Origin of the sequence: Sulfuricurvum sp. (assembly GCF_023250475.1) — a bacterium.
In the GTDB taxonomy this organism is placed as follows: Bacteria; Campylobacterota; Campylobacteria; order Campylobacterales; family Sulfurimonadaceae; genus Sulfuricurvum.
This window is the reverse complement of sequence record NZ_JAHFAQ010000016.1, coordinates 1-25,516: the sequence shown is the minus strand read 5'-3', so window position 1 is coordinate 25,516 and position 25,516 is coordinate 1. Positions and strand designations below refer to the sequence as shown.

The window sequence follows — 25,516 nt, the reverse complement described above, 5'->3', positions numbered from 1 at the left end:
TTCGGTGATAATTTGCCGAAACTCTATGAGACGGTTATGAACGATGATCGCTATACCAAAGAGGAATTCCCGGTTTACGCCTATATGCGCGATCACGGGGTATGGCTTGAAGAGGACAAAATCTACAACGTTCAAGAACGTGAACTTAAAATCGAAGAGGGTAAAGTCGAATCGTATGAGCATAAATACGATGCGGGTTCTATGAGTGTTGACGGAAACGGTATTATCAGCGCAGTCGATGAAAAAGGGAATTCGAAAAAAATCGGTATCCAAATTGACGGTAAAAAGCTCCAAGGGTATACGACTCCGACACGTAAGCTCGATGTTTATACCCAATGGGTAGCCAAAGACTGGAAATGGCCGGAATACGCGATGGCAATTTACCCGCGTAATGAAAAAGAGAAAGAGGAGATGGTCCATATCCTCTCTCATGTCAACCATTTCTATATGAAAGAGGAAAATTCGTTTGCCCTCAATACGGTGTTTCGTTTGCCGTATAACATTCATACCCGTTCGGCAAACTCCAAACACCTTATGGAGATCTCTCAAAACCACGACCCGATCTGGATCAGTACGGGGGATGCTAAACGTCTTGGATTTAAGCGCGGTGATGCAATCCGCGTTAAAATCGTCGATACGGTTTCGGGCTTAGAAAGCGGTCATTTCGTCGCTATGGCGGTTCCGACAGAGGGTGTTCTTCCGGGAACGCTCGCATGTTCTCACCATGGCGGACGTTGGAAATTGACCAACCATGTTACGATTCCAAACGGTGTAACGGACGGGAAAGTAGTTCCGGGTGTTGCTCCGCGTGATTTGACAAATAAGGAATTCTTAGCAGAATCTTCGGCAAACGTCGGTAAAGAGGGTGCTCAAACGATTATTGACAACTACGAAGGGACGACGGGACTGAATAGTTTCGGAGTACCGGTCGCTGAGATTCAAATGGATGGCAAAGAGGGTAAACTCAAATACGTTGAGGGGATCAAACCTTTCCATACCGAACGTTTCGCTGAGTACAACCGTGACTCCGGTAACATTTGGTGGGATGGTTTGAGCGGTTCATGGCAAAATGCCGTTGCTGCTCCGCATCCGGATCCGGTATCGGGAATGCACTGCTGGCATCACAAAGTATTGCTCGAACCGGCACAAGTAGGGGATAAAATCGGAGATATTTTTGTCAATTACGACAACAATATGAAAGTGTATCAAGCGTGGAGAGACAAACTCTCACGCGGTTTGGATTCGAATTCTAAACTTCGTCGACCGAAACATATTTTCCGTCCGTGGGTTAAACTTGATCCTGCGTCGTATGATGTGAATATCAAGGGGTAACTCCCCTTCTCTTCTCTTTCTAATAGGGACTTCTAAAGGGCTTTTCAGCCCTTTAGGCTACAATCCTACAATCACATTAAAAGGCCTAACCGTTATGGATGAGATCATTGCCCGAAGCAATATATACGCATTGCTTTCTCGAATATTACTCCAAGAGTTGGATGAAAGCCTCTTAGAGACACTTAAAAACGATCCGATTGTTTTGGAATTTTTCCCCCATTGGGAAGCGTGGGAGCAGCGCAAAAATCTCACAAATAAAGAGATACTGGAAGAGTACTTAAATCCAGATTTTACAAATATTTCAATCTTGCATTTGGTACCTTATGAGACGTTTTATACGCGAAGCGATCAGATGATCGAAACGGGCGGTGCGAATCCGGTGACCGATATTTACAGCGCGTATGATTTTTTAGTCGATTACGAAGTGGCTCGTGTCGTTTCAGCCGATCACATCGGTATTGAACTCGAGTTTATGCATCACTTGTGTGAAGCACAGAAAAAAGCTCAAAGCGACAATGACAGTGAAGCAGTAGCTGAACTTCAAAAAGTGCAGCACCATTTTTTAAATACCCATCTGCTTAAATGGGCTCCAATGTATCTCATCAACTTGAAATACGAGGCGCGTACACCACTCTATTACGATGCGGCGGAGATGGCACTGGAATTTGTTCTCAGTGACAATGAAACTTTGAGCGCAGAGGTCTAAAGCATCTATGGGACTCCTCAGCTTATCGCCTGCAAAGTGTGTTCGTGCATTGAGTATTAACTCGATTTGTACGATATGCGCAGAGGTATGTCCGACAAGTGCCATAGCCATTACCGATCGCCTTCCCTCGATCAATCAAGCGGTGTGTGTCGGGTGTGCTGGGTGCGTTGCATCGTGTCCAACCGAAGCATTGGGATTGGATGACTTTAATCCGACTGATTTTTTCTTTAGTTTCGTCAGTGATGAATCGGTACTGATTTCGTGTCAAAAAAATGTTCCGTGTGTCGCCGCACTCGGTAGTGAACATCTGATAGCTTTGTGCGGAATGAAAAAAGGGCTTACTCTCGATATCGGGCATTGCAGCGCATGTTCTATCGGTGAGTCGATAGTGGATCAGCTGCAAATACGAGTTGAAAACGTCAATTATGCACTCGAAGCGATGGAGTCTATACACCGTGTAGATTTAGTAGATGTCGGATATTTTGATGATGAAAAAGCAGAGGAAAAAGATCGTCGGGATTTTTTTAAAACGTTCCACCTCAAAAAAATAGGGGCGTATAAAGCGGATTTTGAGCGTGATGTGAAGCTCGGTATGGATGAGTATATTACGCATACGATTGACAGCTCTCATACGCAGGGGTTACGAACTAAAAAAATCACTGACCGACGAAAGGTATTTTATACCGCACTCAAACGACTGGAAAAACCTTCGTTTTATCATATCGTTGATGGGGAGCGGATAAACTTTACCTCCCAAAAGCTTCTGGATGAGACAAAATGTACCGCATGTGAAATGTGTTATAGAATCTGTCCTACAGGGGCATTGACCTCCGATATGCGCAACTCTAAGATCGATTTTGACCCTTTTTTATGCGTTAGATGCCATCTGTGTCATGATGTATGTGAAAGCAATGCCATTACGCTATCGACATCGTACAACCTCAAAGAGTGGTATGAACCGAGTGTTCAAAATCTGGTTACCTATTCGGTACGCCGATGTGATGAATGCGGCTTGATCTTCACCTCTCTCGGCGGGGAAAGGATTTGTCGCCGTTGCCATTTGGAAGAGGAAGAAGCATTAGAATTATGGGGATTGAACAGATGATGAATAATGATAATTCGATTACGGCTGAGACAAAACTTTATGGTTTTATCGCCGAAGAGGCGCATAGCAACCGATTCTCATCAATGGTAAACACATTGTTTAAAGCCGATGGGATTAATGCGATGGTGATCCCTATGAACATCAGACCCGATGATCTGGTTTTTACCGTTTCGCAAATGCGCCATTCAAAGCTCAGCGGTGCCATAATCGGATCAGAGTATCAAGGCGAGGTGCTTGTATTGATGGAAGCACTTTCAAAAGGTGCGGATGAAGCGGGTTTGGTCGATTTTATCCGCATCGAAAACAACGTGCTGTTCGGGGATTTGATTACCCCTATGGCATTGGATGCTTATGCAGAGAATGAAGAGTTTAAAGACAATATAGCATTGCGTTCGCTTTGCCGCTATTTTTATGATTTAATACGAGGAGAAAGAGGATGAAAGAGAACGATTTTAGCAATTTACGAGCAGAATTTGATGAGTTTGTACGGGGAAAATGCGACACCGGTTCGTGTGAAACGAACAGTGACTCTGATTCGGAAGAAGAGCCTGTACCGGGATTTGTAGATGAGCTTTCGGATAAATTGTTGGCTCCGTTTCATTGCGGTGCCTATTTGTCCCGTTTGGACATTAAGCGGGTTGCTGAAGCGATTGATGAGTCGATACCGATTAAAGAGCGCAAAAGAATGATCAAAGCGCTGTTTCGTCATACAACAACCAAGTCTTATTTACGAAGTGCCTTTGATGAGTTCAATCGTCACTTCGGCGGACGTATTCTCATCTATCAGGAACTTGCAGAGGCATTTCCATCCTCAAAGGTATTTTTCGACGAAAATATCGATAAAATAAGAAAAACACAGAAAATATTAGACCAGATAGTGATGGATTTTGAAGAGATAGCTCCAACAGATGAACCGATGATGATGTAACGGATATTTTGCTTATAAAGGGTGCTTGTGAATTTTAAACGTCGTATACAGCTTTTTGTTACCTTTCTTATCCTTTTGGTATCGACGATCTTAACGGTTTCATTTCTATATCACGAAGATAAAATCGCGACCGAAAAAGCCCTTACATCTTCGCAAAATATCAAAAGCGTATACGATTCTATTCGGAAAGATTTGGAAGATTTTTATATTCACCGAGCCTATGCTAATCTCCGTTCCTACGGGATTAAAGAGGCAATGGTTAATCGCGATAAAGAGAAACTTTATGCGTTAACCCTCCCTCGATACAAAACACTTCGAGAAGAAAATCCTCATCTTTTGATAATGCAGTTTCATGCTCCGGATGGGCACTCTATTCTTCGGATGCATCGACAAGAGGCCTTTGGTGACAATATCGCCGCGCGTCGTCCGATGGTTAAATTGACCCATAAAACACACATGCTGCATGCCGGTTTTGAGGGGGGAATTGAAGGTATAGCGTATCGTATCATTGTCCCTGTAGTTGAGAACAATGTCTATATCGGTGCCATCGAATTTGGTGTTGATCCGGATTATATTATCAATAAGCTGGTTCGGACAACGAAAATGGATACGTTGTTCATGCTTCATGAAAGCCGTATGGCTGCTGCAGACACTCAGAAATATGAAGAGGGATACAGCGGTTATCGTTTTGCCCATTTAAATCCGTTCCAACGCCCTTTAATTGAAGAATTCGTCAAAGAAAATCCCGCACTAAATCAGCGCATTATCCATCATAACGGAAAAGATTATGATGTTATCCCGATTTATCTAGTTGGTAAAAATGGAAAACCGATCGGATTGTTTTTATCTTTTAATGATGTGACGATGGGGTATCAAGAGAAATTGCAGATTATTTTACAAAGTGTAATGGTTACACTGATTATTATTCTTCTCCTTATAGGGATCATTGAATATGCTTTTACACGTATGACGAAAAAAATAACCTATCAAGATAAATATATATCCACTATTTTGAATTCTCAAAAGAACATTACGATTGTTATGGATGATGGAAAAATCGTGTATGTCAATAATGCTTTTTTTGATTATTTTCAATATCGTACAGTGGAAGAATTCACTCAAGCACATCGCTGTATTTGTGAACTCTTTGAGACAACGGAGAGTGAAAACTATTTGCGACCGCAGATGGATGGAATGATGTGGAGCGAATATGTTCTGGGACACAAAGGGGTTGAACATAAGGTAAAAATTACAAGAAATGGAAAAATATCGACATTTACCGTCGATATTCAGATCATGGAATACGATAATGTATTTCGCCAAGTAGTGGTTTTAAGCGATATTACAAACCTTAATAATTTAGCAACGGTCGATATGCTTACTCAAGTGACAAACCGGTCTGAATTCGACAAAATGCTTAAGTATTCGATTTCGGTAGCTAATCGGTATGGAAGAGCCTTTTCTATTCTTATAGTGGATATCGACCATTTTAAATTAATCAATGATAATTTTGGTCATTTAGTCGGTGATGAAGCTCTGAAATCTTTCAGTTCATTGCTGCGTCAGCAAATTCGCCTAAGTGATATTGTCGCCCGTTGGGGAGGGGAAGAATTTATTATCCTGCTTCCTGATACTCCATTGCCTTCGGCTATTACGATGGCTGAAGCTTTGCGTCAGAGAATTGAAGTAAACCCTTTTGAGACGGTCGGACAGTTAACCTGTTCTATCGGTGTCGCTGAGTTTGATACGATCGAAGAAGCGGATGATTTATTACGTCGGGCCGATGAAAATCTTTATCGCGCTAAGCATAGTGGTCGTAATCGCGTCGTTGCTTAACTTTCTTGAGGGGTATTTTGTATTCTCCGGATGGATTTGACGAAAATGTTGATAGAATAAGATAATATAAAAGAGATGGAATCATATTTTCATGGATTTTAAGGAGAGAGCCGATGGATGAATTGATGAAAATATGATTTTACTCTCCCTAAAGTAGAAGCCAGATGAATTTGAAATTACGCGCTCAGCTGACAATCGCATTTATTGTGATGGTGACATCGGCAACATTGACGTTTTACCATCTTTCGCAAGAGAAGCGGTATGTCAAAGAGCGGACGGAACGCTCATCTGAAAACATCAAGATGGCATTCGCTTCAATTGTCGAAGATACCGAACAGCTGTACCGTTTCCGTACCCGAGCGACCATAGAGGCAAAGGGTGTCATGGAGGCGATGAAAAAGCGTGATCCCGAACTCCTGTATCACTTAGTACTCCCCCGTTATACTTCACTCAAAGAGGAGAACCCCCATCTTTTCATTATGCAGTTTCACGCACCGGATGGACGTTCAGTTTTACGTATGCATCTCAAAGAAAAATTCGGTGATGATATTGCTTCGCGGCGTGCGATGCTTCGGGAAATTCATAAAGAACATAAAATGGTTACCGGCTTTGAAGGGGGGCTTGGAGGGATTGCTTTTCGGGTTATAATGCCGATTTTTGAAAAAGACCAGTATGTCGGGGCCCTAGAATACGGTGTAGATTCTGGATATTTTGTTGACCGAATTAAGCATTTGACGGGGACAGACAGTATTTTGATGATTCATAAAGATTGGTTTGGAGCAGCGGATAGAGAAAAGTATACCGAAAGGATTGGTCAGTACTATTTTAGTAGTGAATTGAAGGATCGAAAAGAATTAATACAGCTTTATACCCTTAAAAATCCTTTTTTGGAACCTCGTCACATCGACTTGAAGGGTAAATCCTATGAAATCAATCCATTATTTTTAAAAGATACTAAAAATCGAAATTTAGGGATGATCATTTCCATTAATGATGTTACCGGAGTAAGTCAGAATACTATCGATACGATTATCGATAGTCTGATGGTTACTTCCGTTATGCTAATAGTGTTATGGGGCTTGATCGAATATACGTTTGGCGGTTTGATCAAAAAAGTAAATTTACAAGAGCGTTATATTAAAACGATTCTCGATTCCCAAAAAAATATTGTTGTGGTCACAAACGGTACAGAGCTTATTTTTGCCAATCAGGCATTTTATGACTATTTTCACTATTTTTCTTTGGAAAAATTTCGAGAGGATCACTCTTGCATTTGTGATTTTTTTGAAGCGGGAGAATCGGATGAATATCTCATGCCGAGTATAGACGGTTTGTTATGGACGGACTATTTAATTCAATATTCTAGCAAAGAGCATAAGGTCAAAATGAGGATGGGTGAGAATATCTCTATTTTTACCGTTCATGGCAAAAAAATGGAATATGCAGGTGAAATACGGCATGTCGTCGTCTTTACCGATATTACAAAACTCAATCAATTAGCGACGCAGGATGTATTGACGCAAGTGGCCAATCGTTTCCAATTTGACAAAGTTTTGGAACATTCGATCAGCCTCTCTCAGCGTTATGCGCGTACCCTGTCTCTTTTACTCATTGATATTGACTACTTTAAGGATGTCAATGATACTTACGGTCATTTGATAGGGGATAAAGTTTTGAAGGAATTAGCACATATTTTGTCTGAGGGTATTCGCAAAAGCGATGTTATTGCCCGATGGGGAGGAGAAGAGTTTGTCGTATTGCTTCCTGATAGCGAACTCTCATCCGCGCTCAAATTGGCAGAGGCGTTACGGATGAAAGTGGCAAAATACAATTTTGATCCGGTCAAACAAGTGACGTGTTCAATCGGCGTAGTCCGGTGGAATGAGGGGGAAAATTCTGATCAGCTTCTGAAACGTGTGGATGAAAAGCTTTACATTGCCAAAGCGAACGGTCGAAATCGGGTTGTTAGTTAATCAACCCTGATTTTAGAATAACCTGCCAGATGATTGCCGAGGTGATTCCCGCAGCAAACCCTGCGATGATATCATCTCCCATAACTCCAAGCCCCCCTTTGGCTTCACGATCGATCCGACCGATAATCGAGGGCTTTTTGATATCATAGATGCGGAAAAAGATAAAGCTGAGGGCTATTTGAAACGCAATCCCATTTTCCCACTGCATCAAGGCAGCTAAATCAAATCCAATCCCAGGCGCGATGGAGAGGGCAAACCACATCCCGACCAGTTCGTCGATAACGATTCGGCTGTCATCATGATTGTGCGATTCGGCTTCATAACGGTTGATCCCTTTAATCGCTATAAGGGTAATCAGTATGGTGGCCAAGAACAGAGTCTGCGGTCCGAAATAGAGGAGAATCGCAATCCCGATCGGCAGTGATGCGATTGTCCCCATAGTCCCCGGTGCTTTCGGAAAAAGCCCGCTGTATCCGACGGTGAGAAAAAACCAGTTCATTGTGTCCCTTATGTTAATGAAGTCGTCTGATACAAGCGCATCAGTTCAACGTAAAAATCTTTTTCGGTGTGCTCTTCAAGGAGACCGTTGACCGGCATAATGTCATAATAAAGCTTCGCAAGATTTTTAAACCGGTTGGGGTAAAGAGATGCGACGATCATCGAAGAGATCTCTTTGCGTACTAAGACGGCAGGGGGGAGAAGCCCTTGTCTCATCAGTTCCAAGATAGATTCGGAGTGGTAGGAGATATGGTGATGATGACCGTGCGGGCATGTCTGGATACTCACTAGCGTTTTACATTGATTACAATAGACGTATTCACTGGCGATCCCTACTTCGATATCAATTCCGACGAGACGATCCAGGATAGATTTATTCGAGTTATGGTCATAATACATTCCGATTCCTGCATGATTTTGTCCGATCATGAGACGGTTGCATCCGTAATTCTTTGCGACTATCGCATCCAGAATGACTTCATTGCTGCCGGCAAAAATGTAGCTGCTCTCCAGCGGAACAATAACGACACGGTTACGCGGGAGGTAGTTTTCGATGAAAAACTTCAAGGTTTCATAGCGCAGTTCATACTTCAAATCTGCATTGTTGTAAGGTTTTAGGAGAAAAATAACGATGAGATCGGTACGCTCCAAGCTTTGCCGGATAAGGCGTTCATGCGCACGATGAAGGGGATTGGCAGCCATAAACAATGCGGTAGTGTGTTCCGCTCCGATTTGCTCTTTGGCTTGAGAGAGCATTTCCTGAATCGCCTGGACGCTGGAGAGGTCGATGGAGTAATCACCGCAAATAGCATATTTTCCTAAACGTTTATGGGTAGCATTGACTCCGGGATGTGAAAGATCTTCGGTACCGTAGATTTGATGGAGCCGCTCTCGCGGATCAATGGGGTAGACTTCATCGACGCAAAGCTCACCCACGATGACGTTATCGCATATCAGTTCAAGAATTTCACCCTTGTGCGCTGACATAAGGATGGTTTCGTTTACTTTTCCGCTGGGGGAGAGGATGAGAGGAAAAGGAAATGTTTTTCCCATAAACATTCCGCTGCTGAGAACCTCTTTGCTTTGTTTTTCATTCATCAGCGCGGTAACGGGGCTGAGCATTCCGGATTTGAGTAATATGAGGGCAGAGACAGCCTCTTGGTCGATAAAGAGAGCTCTATTTTTTCTTGACGATGCCATATTTCTTTCTCTTTTCCCATAAGCTTTTGCGTGAAATACCGAGTTTCTTTGAGAGTTCCGTATCCGGAAAGCGGTTTTGGAAATGGACCATAATATATTTAACATACTCTTCGATCGGCAAAATTTCCCCTTGATCGAAAAGGTGGCTTTCACTTTCGATTTCAATCAATTTGAACGGGAGATTATCAATCGGATCGGTACTGGCGACGATACATTTTTTTCCGGTGATCAACTCATAAAATGCTTTATGCTCACTTTTTTTGAGGTTTTGGAAATCGGTGATAAAAAGGATTGAGTCATCACTCTGCGATGCAATATCCGTGAACGCTTTAGCCGATGAGAGAGAGATAAACTGAAGTGTTTTATCATGATGCGCCGCATATCGAAATGCAAAAGCATCGGCATATTTTTGATACCCGCTGCAAATAAAGAGGGGAAGTTCAACTTTGTCTAGATCTTCATTGACATTGATCGAATTAAAGGTGTGGGAGAGATAACGCTCATACGTTTGATTTTGTCTGCGCAGACGTTCGTGGTTTTGGAAGTGTTGGATTTTACGGATCAGTTCCTCAATCATAAACGGTTTGAGGATGTAGTCTTTGGCTCCGGCAGCGAGAGGTTTGGATACGGTATCGTTGCTCACGTAGCTTACCATCAAAATGACAACCGCATTTTTATAGGCTTCGATGACGGGATAGATATCTTGACCGCTGATGTTGGTAGAGAGAAGTACGACATCATACGCTATTCCGCGAAGTCCCTCTTTGGTAGAACTTGAGATATCACAGTTATGACTTAGATCACTCAGTTTTGACGCGATGCTTTGCGCTAAATAAATTTCATTTTCGATAATGAGTATGTTCATCCGTTTTTCCAATCAAAGTAGTGTACTGATGCGGTAGCAATGACGCCGACCCCTTCTTTGCGACCGATAAATCCCAAATGCTCGGTGGTTGTCGCTTTGACATTGACGCGGGCAGAGGGGATATGAAGCAGTGATGCGAGAGTGCGGCGCATTGTATCTTTATACGGTGCGATTTTAGGCGCTTGGGCGATAATGGTGATATCAGCATGCAGTATAATAAATCCGAAACTATGAAGTTTTTCAACACATCGTCTCAAAAGCTGCTTAGAGTCAATATTTTTATAGGAGGCATCGGTATCGGGAAACAGCATGCCGATGTCTCCCAAACATGCCGCACCCAACAGGGCGTCAATGAGGGCATGAATCGCGACATCTCCGTCACTGTGCGCTTTAAATCCGTAGGGACTTTCAATCTCTACCCCTCCGAGAACCATAGGTTTCCCCTCTTCAAACGGGTGGACATCAAAGCCGTTTCCGGTAAAAAGAAACGGCGAGGGGGGGGCAAGACACTCGAGTGCGCCGATATCGGCGGAGTGAGTGATTTTAGCGGCACGCGTATCCCCTATCACAAAATAGCGTGTTCCGCCCGATGCGACAACGGCACTGCTCTCATCGGTATATTCGATATCGGTTTCCAACGCACGGCGTAATACCTCGGTGCGCGAGAGCTGCGGCGTTTGAATCCGTTTAACCTGTTCGCGTGCAATGGTCTCATTTTTGTATATCACCGTATCGTGAACATCCAGTGCGGGGACAATCGTGTCGGCATATTCTTTATGTTCCAATAATCGTGTGATGAGATCCGGATCAATACACGCACGGGCAATATCGGTGACCATGACATAGGGAGTTTTGACCTCTTTGAGGGCATTTTTGAGTGACTGCTGGCGTGTATTTCCCCCGGCGACAACGGTAAAATCGCACATAGAAGTCATAAATGGAATTTCATCAGGATGGGCAGAGAGGATAACAGCGGCATCGGGCAGAGAGTTCTTGATACGGTTAGTAACAAAAAGCCATAAAGGATCATGACCGATACGAAGCCATTGTTTTTTTACAGGTACTTTAAAACGGGTTGAGTTACCTGCGGCAAGCAAAATAAGGGTCAAATCAGACAAAATGTATCCTATTTTGAAAACTGTTACGAAATTATACACTCAAAAAGCTTTTTTTTATCTTGTTTGCGATAAATTATAGAATATATCAAGTGGGAAATAGGGAGACTTTTCCTAAATCCTCTTGAAATTTTTTAGTTACTTTAAAAGAGATACGACCCTTTTAGGGGGTCTTATTTATAAGTCCAATCAAGCTTTTGAAAAGATCAAGGAGAAAGAGATGAGAACCGCATGGGTCGCCAACAGACAAAACGACACCGTTCGAACTCAGATGTATTATGCCAAGCAAGGTATTATTACCGAAGAGATGGCGTACGTCGCCAAGGTTGAGGAACTTGACCCTGAGTTGGTACGTTCCGAAGTAGCGCGTGGTCGTTTGATCATTCCCGCTAACATCAATCATAAAAACTTGGAACCTATGGCAATTGGAATTGCCGCAAGGTGTAAAATCAATGCCAACATCGGTTCATCGGCGATTGCGTCGGATGTGCAAGGGGAGATTGAAAAGATTCAAGTCTCTCAGCACTATAAAGCCGATACCGCGATGGACCTCTCTACGGGGGGAGATTTGGACGAGATTCGCCGCGCGGTGATTGAAAACTCCAAAATCCCAATCGGAACGGTACCGATTTATCAGATTTTGCACGATGTGAACAACAAAATCGAAGATTTGAGTATCGAGGTTATGCTCGAAGTTTTAGAGCGTCAAGCGCAGCAGGGGGTGAGTTATTTCACCATCCATGCGGGATTTTTGCTCGAAACGATGCCGAAAGTAGCCAAACGCAAAATGGGGATCGTCAGTCGCGGGGGATCGCTGATGGCGGCATGGATGATGCATTACCATCGAGAAAACCCTTTTTACACGGCGTATGATGAGATTCTCGATATTTGTGCCCGTTACGATGTATCCCTTTCCCTTGGGGATTCACTTCGTCCGGGATGTTTGGCGGATGCGAGTGACGAAGCGCAGCTCGGTGAGCTTAAAGTCCTTGGTGAATTGACCCTTCGTGCTTGGGAGAAAAACGTACAGGTGATGATCGAAGGGCCGGGACACGTCCCTCTCAATCAGATCGAGCGCAACATGAAAATCCAGCGCGAGTATTGTCATGAGGCACCGTTTTATATCCTCGGACCTTTGGTTACCGATATCGCGGCGGGGTATGACCATATCAGCTCGGCAATCGGTGCGGCAGTCGGTGGATGGCACGGAGCTTCGATGCTCTGTTACGTCACCCCGAAAGAGCATTTGGGTCTTCCGAACGCCGAAGATGTCCGTGCAGGGATCATTGCGTACAAAATCGCGGCACACGCTGCCGATATAGCCCGCGGACGCAAAGGTGCCCGTGATATCGACGATGCTATGAGCGATGCGCGGTATGCGTTTGACTGGAAGCGTCAGTTTGAACTTGCCCTCGACCCTGAGAGAGCACGTGAGTATCATGATGAGACATTGCCGCAGGATGTATTTAAAGAAGCGGAGTTTTGTTCCATGTGCGGACCGAAATTTTGTTCGTATAAAATCACCCAGCAGATTATGGACAACCCTGAAGCAATCGCACAGATCGCTGCCGAAGTGAAAGCCAAAAGCGCAAGCTAAAAACCATAAGGAGAATATAGTTATGACAGAAGAAATTGTAAAATCAGCATTATCGAAAGTTACCTATCCGGGATTTACGAAAGATATCGTAACGTTCGGATTTGTTAAAGAGATTAAAATAGACGGTTCAAATGTGAGTGTCGCAGTGGATATTACTTCCAGTGCACCCGAAGTAGCACATCAGATTACCGTTGAAGCAACGGACGAGTTAAAACGTGCCGGAGCAGATGAGGTTGTTGTCACTATCACTGCGCCAAAAATGCCGCGTGAGAGTTCATCTAAGGGAAAAAATATTGCTCCTCAGGTAAAAAACTTTATCATGGTCAGTTCAGGTAAAGGGGGAGTCGGTAAATCGACGACGTCGGTTAACCTCGCAGTGGCTCTTGCCATGCAAGGGAAAAAAGTGGGTCTTTTGGACGCTGACATTTATGGACCAAATATCCCTCGTATGATGGGTCTTGATGGGCAAAAACCTGAAGTCATCGGAAATAAAGTTCTCCCATTGAAAGCATACGGGGTAGAAGTAATGTCCATGGGATCACTCATGGAAGACGGGCAATCCCTTATCTGGCGCGGTGCGATGGTTATGAAAGCCATCGAGCAGTTTTTACGCGATATCATGTGGTCGGATCTGGATTGTCTTGTTATCGATATGCCTCCGGGTACGGGTGATGCACAGCTTACATTGGCGCAAAGCGTTCCGGTTACTGTCGGTGTCACCGTGACCACTCCGCAAATGGTATCGCTTGATGATTCACGCCGAAGTCTCGATATGTTCAAAAAACTCCATATTCCGATTGCGGGTGTAGTGGAAAATATGTCTGGCTTTATTGCTCCCGATACGGGTGTTGAGTACGATATTTTCGGTAAAGGAACCTCCAAAGCGATGGCGGATCAGTTCGATACCTGTATCCTTGCCGAAATCCCGATCGAGCCGGCGATTCGCACAGGCGGAGACGAAGGGAAACCAGTCACCTATTATGCGCCTACCTCTGAAACGGCAAAGCGTTATATGAAAGCGGCCGAAGATTTGTGGGCAACGATTGAAAAAATCAATGAAGAGGGGGGCGTGGATAATCAAGCGATTCAACCCAATACTCCTCCGGGCGTATCGGCATGTTCCACTGCCGCTGCACCGAAACAAGAAGCTCCTAGTAGCGGAAGTTGCGGCACAGGCTGCGGCTGTCACTAAATCAACGTCTCTCTTCCCCGATACTCGGGGAAATACTCCTTTTTTTATAACTCTAATCTTTTTTTCAGTATAATCGAGCTACTTACATAATATAAGTCAGGAATAATGAAAAAAGAGAAAACATTTTTTACCCTCGTCATCAGTGTCATAGCGGTGGTGGCCCTTTTTATTGCCGTGTTGGCGGCAACTTTTCGATACATGGGGCTGCATTCGGCAGAAAGTAAAGCTACCTTAGCAGCACATATCGTTCAAGAATCATTAACATCACATATGATTACCGGAAGTTCCGATTACCAAAATGAACTGGTAAAGCAAATTGCGACATTAGAGGGGATGAAACGGACATGGATCGTCCGATCCGATGCCTTGAACCGTCAATACGGGAAAGGGATTCATCCGCAAGAAGCGATAGATGATATAGATCGTGCCGTTTTGCGCGACGGCAAAGAGATTAAAAATGTCTCAGGTGCGTTATTCTCGGATACCCTTTATCGACTCTCCCTTCCCTACGTCGCTACCGAAGAGGGGAAGATTGATTGCTTAAGCTGTCATGATGCCAAAGTGGGAACGGTACTGGGAGTCGTCTCTATAGAGATGGAGATAAACGATCTTAAGGTGACCGGATTGGTGGCTGCTGCGCTTGCCATTGTCGTTTTGATGGGTGTGACATTCTATTTGCTTAAAACCGTACGCCGTTTTATCGCTTCGTACAAAGAGACATTGGACGCTGTCGCACTTACGATGGAGAAAGCGGAGGAGGGTGATTACAGTTATCGTGTTGAACAGCATGAGACATCGGACGGATACAAGGCCGCGATGTGGACCAATGCCGTGATGGAAAAACTCGATACGACGCTAAGTGAAAGCGGTAAAAAAATGGGTTCGCTCATTCGGCTTGATCAGCAGAACTCTGATCCTCTTTATACGATTCAGATGGGGATTCATCAACTCTATGAGGTGGAACGATTTCGGACAGAGATAGAGAAAGATCAAAATCTCGCAGAGGTATACGCACGTTTAATCGCGCTGCTTCGTACCCGCTGGAATTTAAATAATTTTAATATATTAGAACTCAATCCGCTCAATAAAACGACCCAAATCGTACATACGGAAAAAGCATTGTTATGCGATGCACTAAGCGGATGTCGTGCTGATCATACCGGCGGTATGGTAGATTCAAGCGGATGCGAAGTTGCTTGTCCCAAGATGATCGATCCAGAGGCTCATTATGTATGCCAAAGTTATCCGATTGTTGACGATTTGGACATCGTTGTCTCCCTTGTGACGTATGATGTGCGTGAAATCGGCTCAATCCGTTTGGCGCTGGAACAGTTGGGCAATTATATTAATGCATCGAAACTTCAGATCATCAACAAAAAACTGCAACAGACGGTTCGGATCGATCCGCGTACACAACTGTATAATCGTGCGTATCTCGAGGAATTGAGCAAGCTTATTATGGCTCAGTCCACCCGTACGATGATCCCTTATGGAATCTTGATGATCGATATGGATCAATTCAATTTAATCAATCACTCCTATGACAATTCTGTCGGCGATGAAGTGATTAAAGCAATGGCCCATAATATACATGAGAATATCCGACAAGGAGACATTCTTATCCGATACGGCGGCGATACCTTTGCCGTTGTTTTGTACGATTATGAGGGGGATGAAGTGCATCAAGTCGCTGAATCTATTCGTCTATCGTTCAAGAAAAAAATCAGAGTCAATACCTATGCGATACTGAAAACGGTAAGTATCGGAATTTCTCTCTTCCCTATACAGACACACGATATGATAGAAGCGATTGAATACGCTAAGAGGGCGTTGCTGGAAGCAAAACACCAAGGGGGAAATGCTTCCTTGCTCTATGAACCTAAATCGATGCCTGTTTAATCTGCTGAAGCTGCTTTAACCTTCTCTTCTCTAAGAGAGGGAATATATAATCCCTCCCTCCTACTTAGAAGGCGGGAAGCAGTAGCCGGAATCGGATAGGATATCTAGAAGTGCATATACGGGAGAGTATGCAGCAGTGAAAAATTCCCCTCCCAAGAGAGGATCGGTATGGAAAGGTATACGGATTAGAACTGGTCTCCGCCGCTGAACATTCGCTCTTCAAACTCAATAACTCGGTTACGTCCGGTATGTTTCCCTTCATAGAGGGCGATATCGGCGAATTTAATGACTTTCCATATGGAATCTGCTTGCGTCGGGAAGTGTGCTATCCCGATACTCAATGTTTTTTGGACGGTATCGTTGCCGAATTGGAACCGTTTTTCATTGAAAACAGTTCGTATTTTTTCAGCAACAGATAATGCCCCCTCCGGGGTTGTATTATGGAGCAGAACGAGAAACTCTTCCCCTCCGTAACGTACCGGAAGATCGGCTTTTCGAATCGTTTGAACCAAAATCTCTGAGAGCGATTTAATGACAATGTCTCCGGCATCATGGCCATAGGTATCGTTTATCATTTTGAAGTAATCGATATCAATCATTAGCACGGCATAAGAGATATGTGAACGCATTGCTTGTTCGGCACTTTTATCAATAAACTCTTCCAAAAATCTACGATTATAAAGACCCGTTGCACCGTCTCGAAGAGAAGAATCTCGTAGCTTATCCATAAGACTTCGGCTTTCGATGACCGCTTTTGCCGCTTCAAAATAGTTTCGAATACTCGGTAATGCGAGGTTCATCGCTTCAATGGTTGCAACATCTTTTGCAGAATAGGAGAGAATCAATGCCAAATCGTCATTGATATTAAACGGAATACACGAGTACTCTTTATCATCTGCACAATTGGCACAAATATTTGGAAAATCGGTGGAGTAAACATCACTGTCCGTTCGATAAGCTCGGCACTCATAGGTATCTTTATCTGCTGTAGGGAGACAAAAGCTTTTATGGTCGGTGATATGGATCAGCTTCCGTTCTTTAGTTGTTTTATCCACTTCATATAGGGCAAAATGTTCAAAATGAAATTTTTCTTTTAAGACAAAAATAAATCGTCCATAGACCGCATCTTTATTCGCATCGTGTTCTATCGTCTTTTTAAATTTATAAACATCGGAAAGTTCCTGAATAATAACCCCGGCTGTACTGAGAGGATCATTACTGGAGATATTTGATCGGGAGGCAAAAGTATTGAGATTGTGTTTAATGCCGCCGAAAGTATCTTCCATTTTTTGGAACAGCGTATTCATCTGATCCGCCACTTCACTTCCGGCATCTTTGAGTGTTGTCGTGAAACGAAAACTAAAATCTCCGGTACGGGCTCGTTTGATTCCGTTTTGGAGATTTTCAAAAAGTTTCATATACGGTTTGAAGTAGTGATTGGTTACCCAAAGGGCGATAACAATAAACACCACATTGATAGCAAAAATTTTAGCAATGGTCATAGCGCCGGTTTGACGGATATCATTGATATTAAATTCCATACTGATGACACCCAATACATCCCCTTCTTTTGCATTATGACAAGAAAGACAGTTGGGATTGCCGTATGCACTGGCAATATAGGGGATAGTTACCCGCAACATCGCATTTTGAGAATCTTCACGTATCTCACGTACAATTGACCCTTCTTTGAGTACTTTTCGGTCTATGGCATCTCGCGGGTGTTCATTTTCAAGCCCTTCTCCATGCTGTTTAACAACATTATCCGATCGAACTATCCAGAGTTTTTGTACATCTTTGATATTGGCAATATTGGAAAGAAAAAATTCCCGTTTATCCATCATGCCGTTGACCATGTGCGCAGTCAAACCATCACGGACGATTTCAGCAGTCATTTTTGATTTTTCTATAGCATTGTTATAGCCATAGTCACGGAAATTGAGAGCTACGTTGGTGATGGTAGCCACAGCAAGCCCGATAAGCATCAAAGCAACGATAAACAGTATTTTCCGGTTTGCATTCATATTTTATTACCTTATAGCATGTACAGTAAAAGAAAGAAGAGTTTATAAGCGATTACAGTATCTAAATATTTTTTAAATGTAGATGAAAGTGTTACGGTTTATTCGACCGTAACACTTTTTGCGAGGTTTCGAGGCATATCGACGTCATTACCGAGGCGGACTGCGATCTCCATCGATAAGAGTTGCAAGACGACCATCATCTCAAAAAATTCAAGCATATAATCATCATGCGAATGGGTACAAATATGATCATCCGCTTTGTCAAAATCAAGCGGGCTGATGGAACAGATTGTTGAGTCCCGTGCGCTTAGCTCTTCAATATTGCTTTTGGTTTTGTCGTAGAGCATATGCTGCGGAAGCAGGGCGATTGTGAAAAGTTCAGGATCGGCTAGGGCGATCGGACCGTGTTTCATCTCACCGCTTGGATACCCTTCGGCATGCAGATAGGTGATCTCTTTGAGTTTTAATGCCCCCTCCAGCGCCAGAGGGAAAAAGACGTCCCGTCCGATAAAAAAGAAGCCGTGCCCATGAAGATACCGTTTTGAGAGGCGGCGAAGCTGCTCATGCAAAGCATTTTCAACATTTACGGTTGCCGGAAGAGTGCGCAACAGATGGATTTGACGCTTGATTTCCTCGGATGAAAGTGTTTTGCGCATTCCTGCCACATGTAGACTAAGCATCCACAGAACACATACTTGGGTAGCGAAGGCTTTAGTGGATGCGACCCCTTTTTCGATCCCTGCTCGGGTAAGGATAGAGGCATCCGCCAATCGTACCATTGAAGAGTTGTCGACATTACAGATGACCATCGTTTTAAGACCGTTGCGTTTTGCCATTTTAAGGCTCTCTAACGTGTCGGCGGTTTCACCGCTTTGGCTGATAACGACGAAGAGGGTATCCGGAGAGAGAAACGGCTCACGGTAGCGAAATTCGCTCGCAATTTCGACGGAAACACGAATTTTTGAGTGACGTTCAAATAGGTAGCTTGCGACCAATGCGGCATGATAACTGGTGCCGCATGCGCAAAGTTTGATTTCATTGATCCCCTCAAAAAGAGTACCCTCTAACTCTTCAAAATAGACGCTTTCATCACGTAATCGTCCAAGCAGCGTATCGGCTAATACTCGGCTTTGCTCGTAAATCTCTTTTTCCATGAAAAATCGGAACCCCTCTTTTTGGGCAGAGAGTTTATTTTCAGAGAGGGGGGTAAAGCGGAGTACTACCGGATGGTTATGCTCATCATATAAGGAAATGCCCTCTGCCGATGCATATCCGTAATGGCCGTCTTCGAGATAGATCACTTCATGGCATTTGCCGATGAGTGCCGCATCGGAAGAACCGAAAAGTGTCTCGTTTTCACGGTTGCGTCCGATAATCATCGGGGAACCGTGTTTTGCAAAGAAAATAGTCCCTTCCGCGTCGGCATTGACGAGCAAAATTGCATAGGCACCATGAAGCTGAGAAAGGGTTTGTTGAAACGCTTCAAACGGGGTAGCGGCATTTTTGAGCTGATATTCGAAGAGATGAACGATGACTTCGGTGTCCGTTTGACTTAAAAACTGAACCCCTTGCGCCGTGAGCATAGTTTTGAGCTCTTGATAATTCTCGATGATACCGTTATGAACGACATACGAATTTTGTCCCAGATGAGGATGGGCATTCAGTTCGGTAGGTTTGCCGTGTGTTGCCCAGCGGGTATGACCGATACCGACAGAGAAACCGGTACTTTCATAATTCTGTGCTTTTTCTTCAAGATTGACAAGCTTTCCGACCGCTTTGAACAAGGAGAAGTTGCCATCTTGTAAAACAGCGATACCGGCAGAATCATACCCGCGATATTCAAGTTCACGAAGCCCATCGATCAAGATTTTTTTAACCGGTTTGACTCCGATGTACCCAACAATACCGCACATAGTTATTCTCCTATCAATTTATCAATTATTTCGCGCGCATTATCGCACATCCTGTTTTGTTTTTCGATTAAGAAATGATCTCTGGCTATATTTTTATTGGTATGGATTTTTGCGGTGGCAATATTAATCTGCGCTTCATCGAAACATTGGACAAAATACGCCAGTAGTCCACGCTGATTTTTGGTGGTGAGATTAAGCTGTGCATAATGGATGGAGTGATCGCATTCAAGGGTGATTTCTCCCGGTTTAATGATCGGTTTTGGAAGGGTGAGTTTCTTGGACATATCAAATGCCTCTTCGACGATGAGCTCAATTTGTTCCATTGTCCCCTCTAGAGGGTGTTGTAAAAATTCGATTTTAAAATATTTAATTCCGTCAAAGAGGGTAAAGATATCCATCGAAGCAACATCCAGATAGCTGAGCTTTCCGAGCAGATAGCCGAGGTTTAAAGGGATTCGGCGGAAAATATGGATAACCAGCCCCTCTTCGATATTGAGATGATAGGTAAAGGTTTGGCATTTGAATGCCTCTTTTGAGAGATTCAATATTTCATTTTGGGTATGTTTAAAAAAGAAGAGATTGGATTCGATCGAGAGAATTTTTTTCTGCTCCATCTTGCTGAGTTGTATAAAATCCGGATCGTGAATAAGCCGTTTTTCTTTGTTTTGCCGTTTGATCGCATCGGTAATCCGATCATTTTGGGAGGCAATTTCGAGTGAGGCTTCATAGAGTTCATGAAGCAGGTTGGCGCCGAAACTCGTATAGGTTCCCTCACCAACCCCGTTTATATCGGCGTAAGTCAAAATATAGAGGAGTTTTAGGTTCTCGGGAGTTTTGACTTTGGACATAAATTGATACAATGTTTTTTCATTGTAAAGGTTTTCACGATAGGCGACATTGCTCATTAAAACATGATGGCGTACCAGTAAGGCACCGCGCTCAAATTGTCCTGCGGGGAGTTTAAGATTTTTGAGAAAAGGGAGGATGAGTTTGGCTCCCACCTCCGAATGGTCTTGTTTTCGCCCTTTGCCTGTATCGTGCAAGAGGATAACCGCTTTGAGAAGAAGTTTGTCCGCAGTATGCAGAGGGTGATAAAGAGCTTCGACATACGGATCTTTAATCGATTCAAGGGCTTCGATACATTTGATAGAGTGCAGATCGACGGGATAATGGTGATAGCCGTCAAATTGGGGAAGATGGAGAACTTTTTTGAATGCTCCGAGGAGATGATGCAAGATTCCGGCATCGTAAAAGAGTTTCAAAATGACATAGAGGTGATTGCGTTCGAACAGTTTGCGCATCAATGCGTATGTTTTGACTTTTAACGGGTGCTTGATTGCGGTATAGGTGAAATGAAACAGGACACTTGAATCAAATATCCACGGGCGATCTTCCAATCCTACTAATAACTCCAGGAGAACATCAATCGGGGGGGTAGGGATATTATAGGTTGCGTACAATGTCCCCTCTACGGCGTAAAATCCTTTTTGGATCCTTCCTGATCGAAGCTGTGAGATTTGTTTTGGGTCGTTCAGATAGAGCCGTGCCATTTTATTAACATAAATCTGGGTGAAGTTATTGATTCGCCATTGTGCTTCCAGGAGACGGCTGACGAGGCGGCGCTCATCACTGAACCCGAGCATTTGGGCGATGCGCGGCATGTAATCAAGGACGAGTTGGTCTTGTTGTTTACCGCTGAGCAAATGCAATGCGCTTCGAACGCGGAACAAAAGCTCTAGCGCAATGCGGTATTCGCGGTATTGGTCATCATTAAAAAGCTTACCGCTCAACTCTTTCAGGCTATTGACCCCGTAGATGGTTTTTGCAATCCAATACAGCAGTTGCGAATCACGTAAACCGCCCACCCCTTCTTTAATCTGCGGTTGCATCGAAAAAGGAAATTTACGGCGGCGAAGATCGGCTTCCTCTATTTTAGCCAGAATAAATGTTTTGGGATCGTCATAGCGGATAGCGGTGAGTTTGTTTTGTGTGGCACTCCAGGTAAAAGGGGAGCCGATAATGAGGCGTGATTCCATCATGGCCGTTTTGATCGTAATGTCTTCCCTCGACGCATTGAGCAGGTCATTGATTTCATGGACGCGATGGCCCAGTTTTAACCCTGCATCCCATGCCAGATAGAGAAATTTTTCGATGATGGCCGCGGTGTTGTACCCCTCATTCTTTTCATAGACAATCATCAGATCAATGTCACTGTGGACACATAGCTGTTCTCGTCCGTAACTTCCGAGGGCAATAAAGGCGACGGGGATGGAACTGCGCATCGGTAGATAGTTTCCGAACAGTCGCCGTAAAACCGTTTTATACATTAGAGAGATGATAGAATCGAGTGTTTTGGTGTGGATGACGAGAAAATCTTTCCCTTGATTTCGTTCGAAAAGTTCGGGAAGAGAGTTTTTATAATCGGATATATAAGATTTAAAGAGCTTGGATATTTCAAAATCGCTAGCACGGCGTTCGATGAGGTCTTCTATCTTCTCGGTGATACTCATAATGGCTACTTTTTGTTTTATTGTAGCGCATAATTATTTTTTTTGAGAGAAGAGAACGGTTAAAAATGAGGCAGAAGATGAGGGCATGACACAGATAGAGATTGTTGACGCAAAAATGGTACAATCATCGCAAAAAGAGGAGAATGTTGAGAGAATGGAAAACACTACTATTTATCAGAAAATCTTAGAAATCCATGATCATGCCATGGGGGTTTTGCGTTCGATGAGAATCCCCCCTTATCCTTCACAGTACAAAAAGTTTTTTGATCAGCTTTTTCTGGAGATTACCGATGAACAGCTCCGCAAAGATCAGGAAAATGTAGATCATAAAGCACTCAGTGATTCGAAAGAGGATGTTACCAAATATCTTGATATGGTTGAGCACTCTGTCGTCTCTTTTATCGAATCGCATTCGGGGATTGCCTCCATCGCCCAGATGCAGCGCCAATACATCGACAGCGCCCCCTCCGATTCGGTAGAAAAGTTCGTCACGTTTGTCGAAGGATTGAACACGTTGAATCAAACAATGTCTAACGAACTTGATAAGGCGCAGTCTCAGATTGATCATCTAACCAAAGAGCTTCATGAGGCTCGCTCATCGCTCACAGCGGATCCGTTGACCAAAGTTGGAAACCGCCAAGGATTCAATGAGGATATTGAACCCACAATCGAAGCGGGGGCGAACAAAACGCTCTCATTGGTTCTTCTGATGATCGATGTGGACAATTTCAAGTTTCTTAACGACGAATACGGCTATGTGGCAGGGGACAAAGTCCTCTATTTTATCGCGCAGACGATTAAAGGGATGATCCGAACCGCAGATAAAGTGTACCGTTACGGAGGGGAAGAATTTGCTGTCGTTTTGAACCGATGCGACGTGACGCAGGCGCAATCGATAGCCGATAAAATTCGGGTAAAAATCGAGCAGAGCCGTCTGATGTATTCGGGCAAAGACGTTCACATCACTATCAGTGTCGGAGTAACGATCCATCAGCAGGGAGATACCCTGGAGGATCTAATCGGACGTGCCGACAAGGCACTTTATTGTGCGAAAAAATCGAATAAAAACTGTGCAGTACTATTTGATTGGTAAGTCTGAAAAATCTGATGCAGTTTAAGATGAGCTTTTTTTCTTTTGCTATAATGCGCCAAAATATAAGTAAAAAAGATTGAATTATGGATTTGATAGCAAAAGTAAAAAATCATGAGCGTTTGAGTTTTGATGAAGCGGTCGCTTTGTATGATGTAGACCTTTTTACCCTCGGTGAACTCGCCGACGAGCGTCGTAAAACGCTGCATGGGAAACGTACCTATTTTAATATCAATCGGCATATCAATCCGACCAATGTCTGTAAAGACGTCTGCAAATTTTGCGCCTACAGTTCAAGCCGTAAAAATCCTAATCCCTATACTATGAGTCATGAGGAAATTTTGGCGATCACCGATGATATTGTTGCCCGCGGTATTTCAGAAGTGCATATCGTCTCCGCACACAATCCGGATACAGGGCTGGAATGGTATTTGGAAGTATTTAGTAAGATCAAAGCGCGTCATCCACATCTCCATATCAAAGCCCTTACGGCGGCAGAAGTCCATTTCCTCTCCGAAGAGTACAACAAAAGCTACGATGAGATTATTGACTTGATGATCGCAAACGGTGTCGATTCGATGCCGGGAGGCGGTGCGGAGATTTTCGACGAGAAAGTGCGCGATTACATCTGCAAAGGGAAGGTTAATTCCGCCCAATGGCTTGAGATTCACCGCAAATGGCACGAGAGAGGGATGAAATCCAATGTCACGATGCTCTTCGGTCATGTCGAAGAGCGCGCTCACCGGATCGATCACATGATCCGTATTCGTGATTTGCAAGATGTAACGGGGGGCTTTAACTGCTTTATCCCTCTGGTGTATCAAAGCGAGAACAACTTTTTGAACGTCAAAGAGTCTATTACGGCGCACGAAATTCTAAAAACGATGGCGATCAGCCGCATTGTCCTCGACAATGTCCCGAATCTCAAAGCCTACTGGGTTACCTCTACCGTTAATCTGGCGCTCGTAGCGCAAGAATTTGGAGCCAATGACCTCGACGGTACGATCGAAAAAGAGTCGATCAACTCCGCAGCGGGAGCCAAAAGTGCCAACGGTGTTAATCTATCGGAGTTTGTTGCCCTTATTAAGAACAGCGGGTTTGAGCCGATTGAACGCGATAGCTTGTATAATACTATCAAAGCATGGTAAGGAACACGAATGATTCTAATGATTGATAACTATGACAGTTTTACCTATAATATTGTTCAATACTGTCTGGAACTCGGCGCAGATTTGAAAATCATCCGTAACGATGAGCTTACGGTAGAAGAGATTGAAGCGCTTCATCCGGAAAAAATTATTATCTCTCCGGGACCGGCCACGCCCGATGATGCGGGAGTGACATTGGAAGTTATCCGCCATTTTGCCGATAAAGTTCCTATTTTAGGTATCTGTTTGGGGCATCAAAGTATTGCGCAGGCATTCGGCGGCAATGTAGTGCGAGCAAATCGTATGATGCACGGTAAGACGTCGAAAATGATCCGTTCGGGCGAAACACCGATTTTTCACAAATTACCGGAGATATTTACCGCCACTCGATATCACTCTTTGATTGTTGAGCAGGAGAATCTTCCGGAATCAATTATTCCAACGGCTTACAGTGAAGATGACCATGAGATTATGGCATTGGAAATCAAAGGCAAACCGATTTACGGTGTTCAATTTCACCCTGAATCGATTATGAGTGAATTTGGACATGAGATACTGAACAACTTTCTAAAACTATGAGAGAAA

20 protein-coding genes are annotated in these 25,516 nt (G+C 43.8%); 13 read left to right on the top strand and 7 right to left on the bottom strand.

Going from position 1 to position 25,516, the window contains the following annotated elements; translation table 11 throughout:
* The 7 genes from Q0C19_RS02910 to Q0C19_RS02880 form a co-directional block, all read left to right on the top strand.
* On the top strand, nt 1-1,332 hold a 1,332-nt coding region (locus tag Q0C19_RS02910; protein WP_295052649.1), incomplete at its 5' end, for a molybdopterin dinucleotide binding domain-containing protein.
* Between the two features lie 94 nt (nt 1,333-1,426).
* Nucleotides 1,427-2,038, top strand: a complete 612-nt coding sequence (locus tag Q0C19_RS02905) for a molecular chaperone TorD family protein (protein ID WP_295052647.1) — start codon at nt 1,427-1,429, stop codon at nt 2,036-2,038.
* Nucleotides 2,039-2,045: 7 nt separating this feature from the next.
* Nucleotides 2,046-3,143, top strand: a complete 1,098-nt coding sequence (locus Q0C19_RS02900; protein ID WP_295052646.1) for a 4Fe-4S binding protein — start codon at nt 2,046-2,048, stop codon at nt 3,141-3,143.
* A complete protein-coding gene (locus Q0C19_RS02895; protein ID WP_295052645.1) occupies nt 3,125-3,583 on the top strand; it encodes a hypothetical protein in 459 nt (152 codons plus the stop codon). The genes Q0C19_RS02900 and Q0C19_RS02895 overlap by 19 nt, the downstream gene beginning before the upstream one ends.
* Nucleotides 3,580-4,071 (top strand): hypothetical protein, encoded by a 492-nt coding sequence (locus Q0C19_RS02890; protein WP_295052644.1) that lies wholly within the window; start codon nt 3,580-3,582, stop codon nt 4,069-4,071. The genes Q0C19_RS02895 and Q0C19_RS02890 overlap by 4 nt, the downstream gene beginning before the upstream one ends.
* 27 nt (nt 4,072-4,098) lie before the next feature.
* The gene (locus tag Q0C19_RS02885) at nt 4,099-5,907 is read left to right on the top strand and encodes a diguanylate cyclase (protein WP_295052642.1); all 1,809 of its coding nucleotides are present in this window, start codon (nt 4,099-4,101) and stop codon (nt 5,905-5,907) included.
* Nucleotides 5,908-6,071: 164 nt separating this feature from the next.
* Nucleotides 6,072-7,880 (top strand): diguanylate cyclase, encoded by a 1,809-nt coding sequence (locus tag Q0C19_RS02880; RefSeq protein WP_295052640.1) that lies wholly within the window; start codon nt 6,072-6,074, stop codon nt 7,878-7,880.
* Here the strand turns inward: Q0C19_RS02880 and Q0C19_RS02875 are convergent.
* From Q0C19_RS02875 to Q0C19_RS02860, 4 genes are read right to left on the bottom strand one after another with little or no spacing between them, the layout of a single operon-like run.
* On the bottom strand, nt 7,873-8,379 hold the full coding sequence (locus Q0C19_RS02875; protein WP_295052637.1) for a phosphatidylglycerophosphatase A: 507 nt from the start codon (nt 8,377-8,379) through the stop codon (nt 7,873-7,875). The two genes, Q0C19_RS02880 and Q0C19_RS02875, sit on opposite strands and share 8 nt — an antisense overlap.
* 8 nt (nt 8,380-8,387) lie before the next feature.
* Entirely contained in the window at nt 8,388-9,578 is a 1,191-nt protein-coding gene (locus Q0C19_RS02870; protein WP_295052636.1) for a sulfate adenylyltransferase, read from the bottom strand.
* Nucleotides 9,556-10,443 (bottom strand): response regulator, encoded by an 888-nt coding sequence (locus tag Q0C19_RS02865; protein ID WP_295052634.1) that lies wholly within the window; start codon nt 10,441-10,443, stop codon nt 9,556-9,558. Before Q0C19_RS02865 ends, Q0C19_RS02870 begins: the two co-directional genes overlap by 23 nt.
* Complete coding sequence (locus tag Q0C19_RS02860; protein WP_295052632.1) at nt 10,440-11,561, bottom strand: bifunctional 2-C-methyl-D-erythritol 4-phosphate cytidylyltransferase/2-C-methyl-D-erythritol 2,4-cyclodiphosphate synthase; 1,122 nt, start codon at nt 11,559-11,561, stop codon at nt 10,440-10,442. The genes Q0C19_RS02865 and Q0C19_RS02860 overlap by 4 nt, the downstream gene beginning before the upstream one ends.
* Before the next feature lie 202 nt (nt 11,562-11,763).
* Here Q0C19_RS02860 and thiC point away from each other — a divergent pair, with 202 nt between their 5' ends.
* The 3 genes from thiC (at nt 11,764) to Q0C19_RS02845 (ending at nt 16,246) form a co-directional block, all read left to right on the top strand.
* Nucleotides 11,764-13,155, top strand: coding sequence for a phosphomethylpyrimidine synthase ThiC (gene thiC / locus Q0C19_RS02855; protein ID WP_295052651.1), 1,392 nt, complete (start codon nt 11,764-11,766; stop codon nt 13,153-13,155).
* A gap of 22 nt (nt 13,156-13,177) precedes the next feature.
* On the top strand, nt 13,178-14,347 hold the full coding sequence (locus tag Q0C19_RS02850) for an Mrp/NBP35 family ATP-binding protein (RefSeq protein WP_295052630.1): 1,170 nt from the start codon (nt 13,178-13,180) through the stop codon (nt 14,345-14,347).
* Between the two features lie 105 nt (nt 14,348-14,452).
* Entirely contained in the window at nt 14,453-16,246 is a 1,794-nt protein-coding gene (locus tag Q0C19_RS02845) for a GGDEF domain-containing protein (protein WP_295052628.1), read from the top strand.
* Nucleotides 16,247-16,431: 185 nt separating this feature from the next.
* On the opposite strand, the gene Q0C19_RS02840 is transcribed toward Q0C19_RS02845, so the two are convergent.
* The 3 genes from Q0C19_RS02840 to Q0C19_RS02830 form a co-directional block, all read right to left on the bottom strand.
* The gene (locus Q0C19_RS02840) at nt 16,432-18,270 is read right to left on the bottom strand and encodes a GGDEF domain-containing protein (RefSeq protein ID WP_295052626.1); all 1,839 of its coding nucleotides are present in this window, start codon (nt 18,268-18,270) and stop codon (nt 16,432-16,434) included.
* Between the two features lie 98 nt (nt 18,271-18,368).
* Entirely contained in the window at nt 18,369-20,183 is a 1,815-nt protein-coding gene (glmS, locus tag Q0C19_RS02835; RefSeq protein WP_295052624.1) for a glutamine--fructose-6-phosphate transaminase (isomerizing), read from the bottom strand.
* Between the two features lie 2 nt (nt 20,184-20,185).
* Nucleotides 20,186-22,693 carry a DUF294 nucleotidyltransferase-like domain-containing protein gene (locus Q0C19_RS02830; protein WP_295052622.1) on the bottom strand — a complete coding sequence of 836 codons (2,508 nt, stop codon included), beginning with the start codon at nt 22,691-22,693 and terminating at the stop codon, nt 20,186-20,188.
* A gap of 85 nt (nt 22,694-22,778) precedes the next feature.
* On the opposite strand from Q0C19_RS02830, the gene Q0C19_RS02825 reads away from it, so the two are divergent.
* From Q0C19_RS02825 to Q0C19_RS02815, 3 genes are all read left to right on the top strand, one after another.
* Nucleotides 22,779-23,786 carry a GGDEF domain-containing protein gene (locus tag Q0C19_RS02825; RefSeq protein WP_295052620.1) on the top strand — a complete coding sequence of 336 codons (1,008 nt, stop codon included), beginning with the start codon at nt 22,779-22,781 and terminating at the stop codon, nt 23,784-23,786.
* Between the two features lie 83 nt (nt 23,787-23,869).
* Nucleotides 23,870-24,931, top strand: a complete 1,062-nt coding sequence (mqnE, locus tag Q0C19_RS02820; protein ID WP_295052618.1) for an aminofutalosine synthase MqnE — start codon at nt 23,870-23,872, stop codon at nt 24,929-24,931.
* Nucleotides 24,932-24,940: 9 nt separating this feature from the next.
* Nucleotides 24,941-25,510, top strand: coding sequence for an aminodeoxychorismate/anthranilate synthase component II (locus tag Q0C19_RS02815; RefSeq protein WP_295052616.1), 570 nt, complete (start codon nt 24,941-24,943; stop codon nt 25,508-25,510).
* Nucleotides 25,511-25,516 lie beyond the last annotated feature (6 nt).

Excerpts from the sequence above, each read along its gene's own strand:
- Q0C19_RS02870 (WP_295052636.1), bottom strand. The coding sequence starts at position 9,578 with ATGGCATCGTCAAGAAAAAATAGAGCTCTCTTTATCGACCAAGAGGCT.
- Q0C19_RS02895 (WP_295052645.1), top strand. The coding sequence starts at position 3,125 with ATGGGGATTGAACAGATGATGAATAATGATAATTCGATTACGGCTGAG.
- Q0C19_RS02900 (WP_295052646.1), top strand. The coding sequence starts at position 2,046 with ATGGGACTCCTCAGCTTATCGCCTGCAAAGTGTGTTCGTGCATTGAGT.
- Q0C19_RS02830 (WP_295052622.1), bottom strand. The coding sequence starts at position 22,693 with ATGAGTATCACCGAGAAGATAGAAGACCTCATCGAACGCCGTGCTAGC.
- Q0C19_RS02840 (WP_295052626.1), bottom strand. The coding sequence starts at position 18,270 with ATGAATGCAAACCGGAAAATACTGTTTATCGTTGCTTTGATGCTTATC.
- mqnE (WP_295052618.1), top strand. The coding sequence starts at position 23,870 with ATGGATTTGATAGCAAAAGTAAAAAATCATGAGCGTTTGAGTTTTGAT.
- Q0C19_RS02815 (WP_295052616.1), top strand. The coding sequence starts at position 24,941 with ATGATTCTAATGATTGATAACTATGACAGTTTTACCTATAATATTGTT.
- Q0C19_RS02825 (WP_295052620.1), top strand. The coding sequence starts at position 22,779 with ATGACACAGATAGAGATTGTTGACGCAAAAATGGTACAATCATCGCAA.
- Q0C19_RS02905 (WP_295052647.1), top strand. The coding sequence starts at position 1,427 with ATGGATGAGATCATTGCCCGAAGCAATATATACGCATTGCTTTCTCGA.
- glmS (WP_295052624.1), bottom strand. The coding sequence starts at position 20,183 with ATGTGCGGTATTGTTGGGTACATCGGAGTCAAACCGGTTAAAAAAATC.
- Q0C19_RS02890 (WP_295052644.1), top strand. The coding sequence starts at position 3,580 with ATGAAAGAGAACGATTTTAGCAATTTACGAGCAGAATTTGATGAGTTT.
- Q0C19_RS02845 (WP_295052628.1), top strand. The coding sequence starts at position 14,453 with ATGAAAAAAGAGAAAACATTTTTTACCCTCGTCATCAGTGTCATAGCG.
- Q0C19_RS02875 (WP_295052637.1), bottom strand. The coding sequence starts at position 8,379 with ATGAACTGGTTTTTTCTCACCGTCGGATACAGCGGGCTTTTTCCGAAA.
- Q0C19_RS02880 (WP_295052640.1), top strand. The coding sequence starts at position 6,072 with ATGAATTTGAAATTACGCGCTCAGCTGACAATCGCATTTATTGTGATG.
- Q0C19_RS02850 (WP_295052630.1), top strand. The coding sequence starts at position 13,178 with ATGACAGAAGAAATTGTAAAATCAGCATTATCGAAAGTTACCTATCCG.
- Q0C19_RS02865 (WP_295052634.1), bottom strand. The coding sequence starts at position 10,443 with ATGAACATACTCATTATCGAAAATGAAATTTATTTAGCGCAAAGCATC.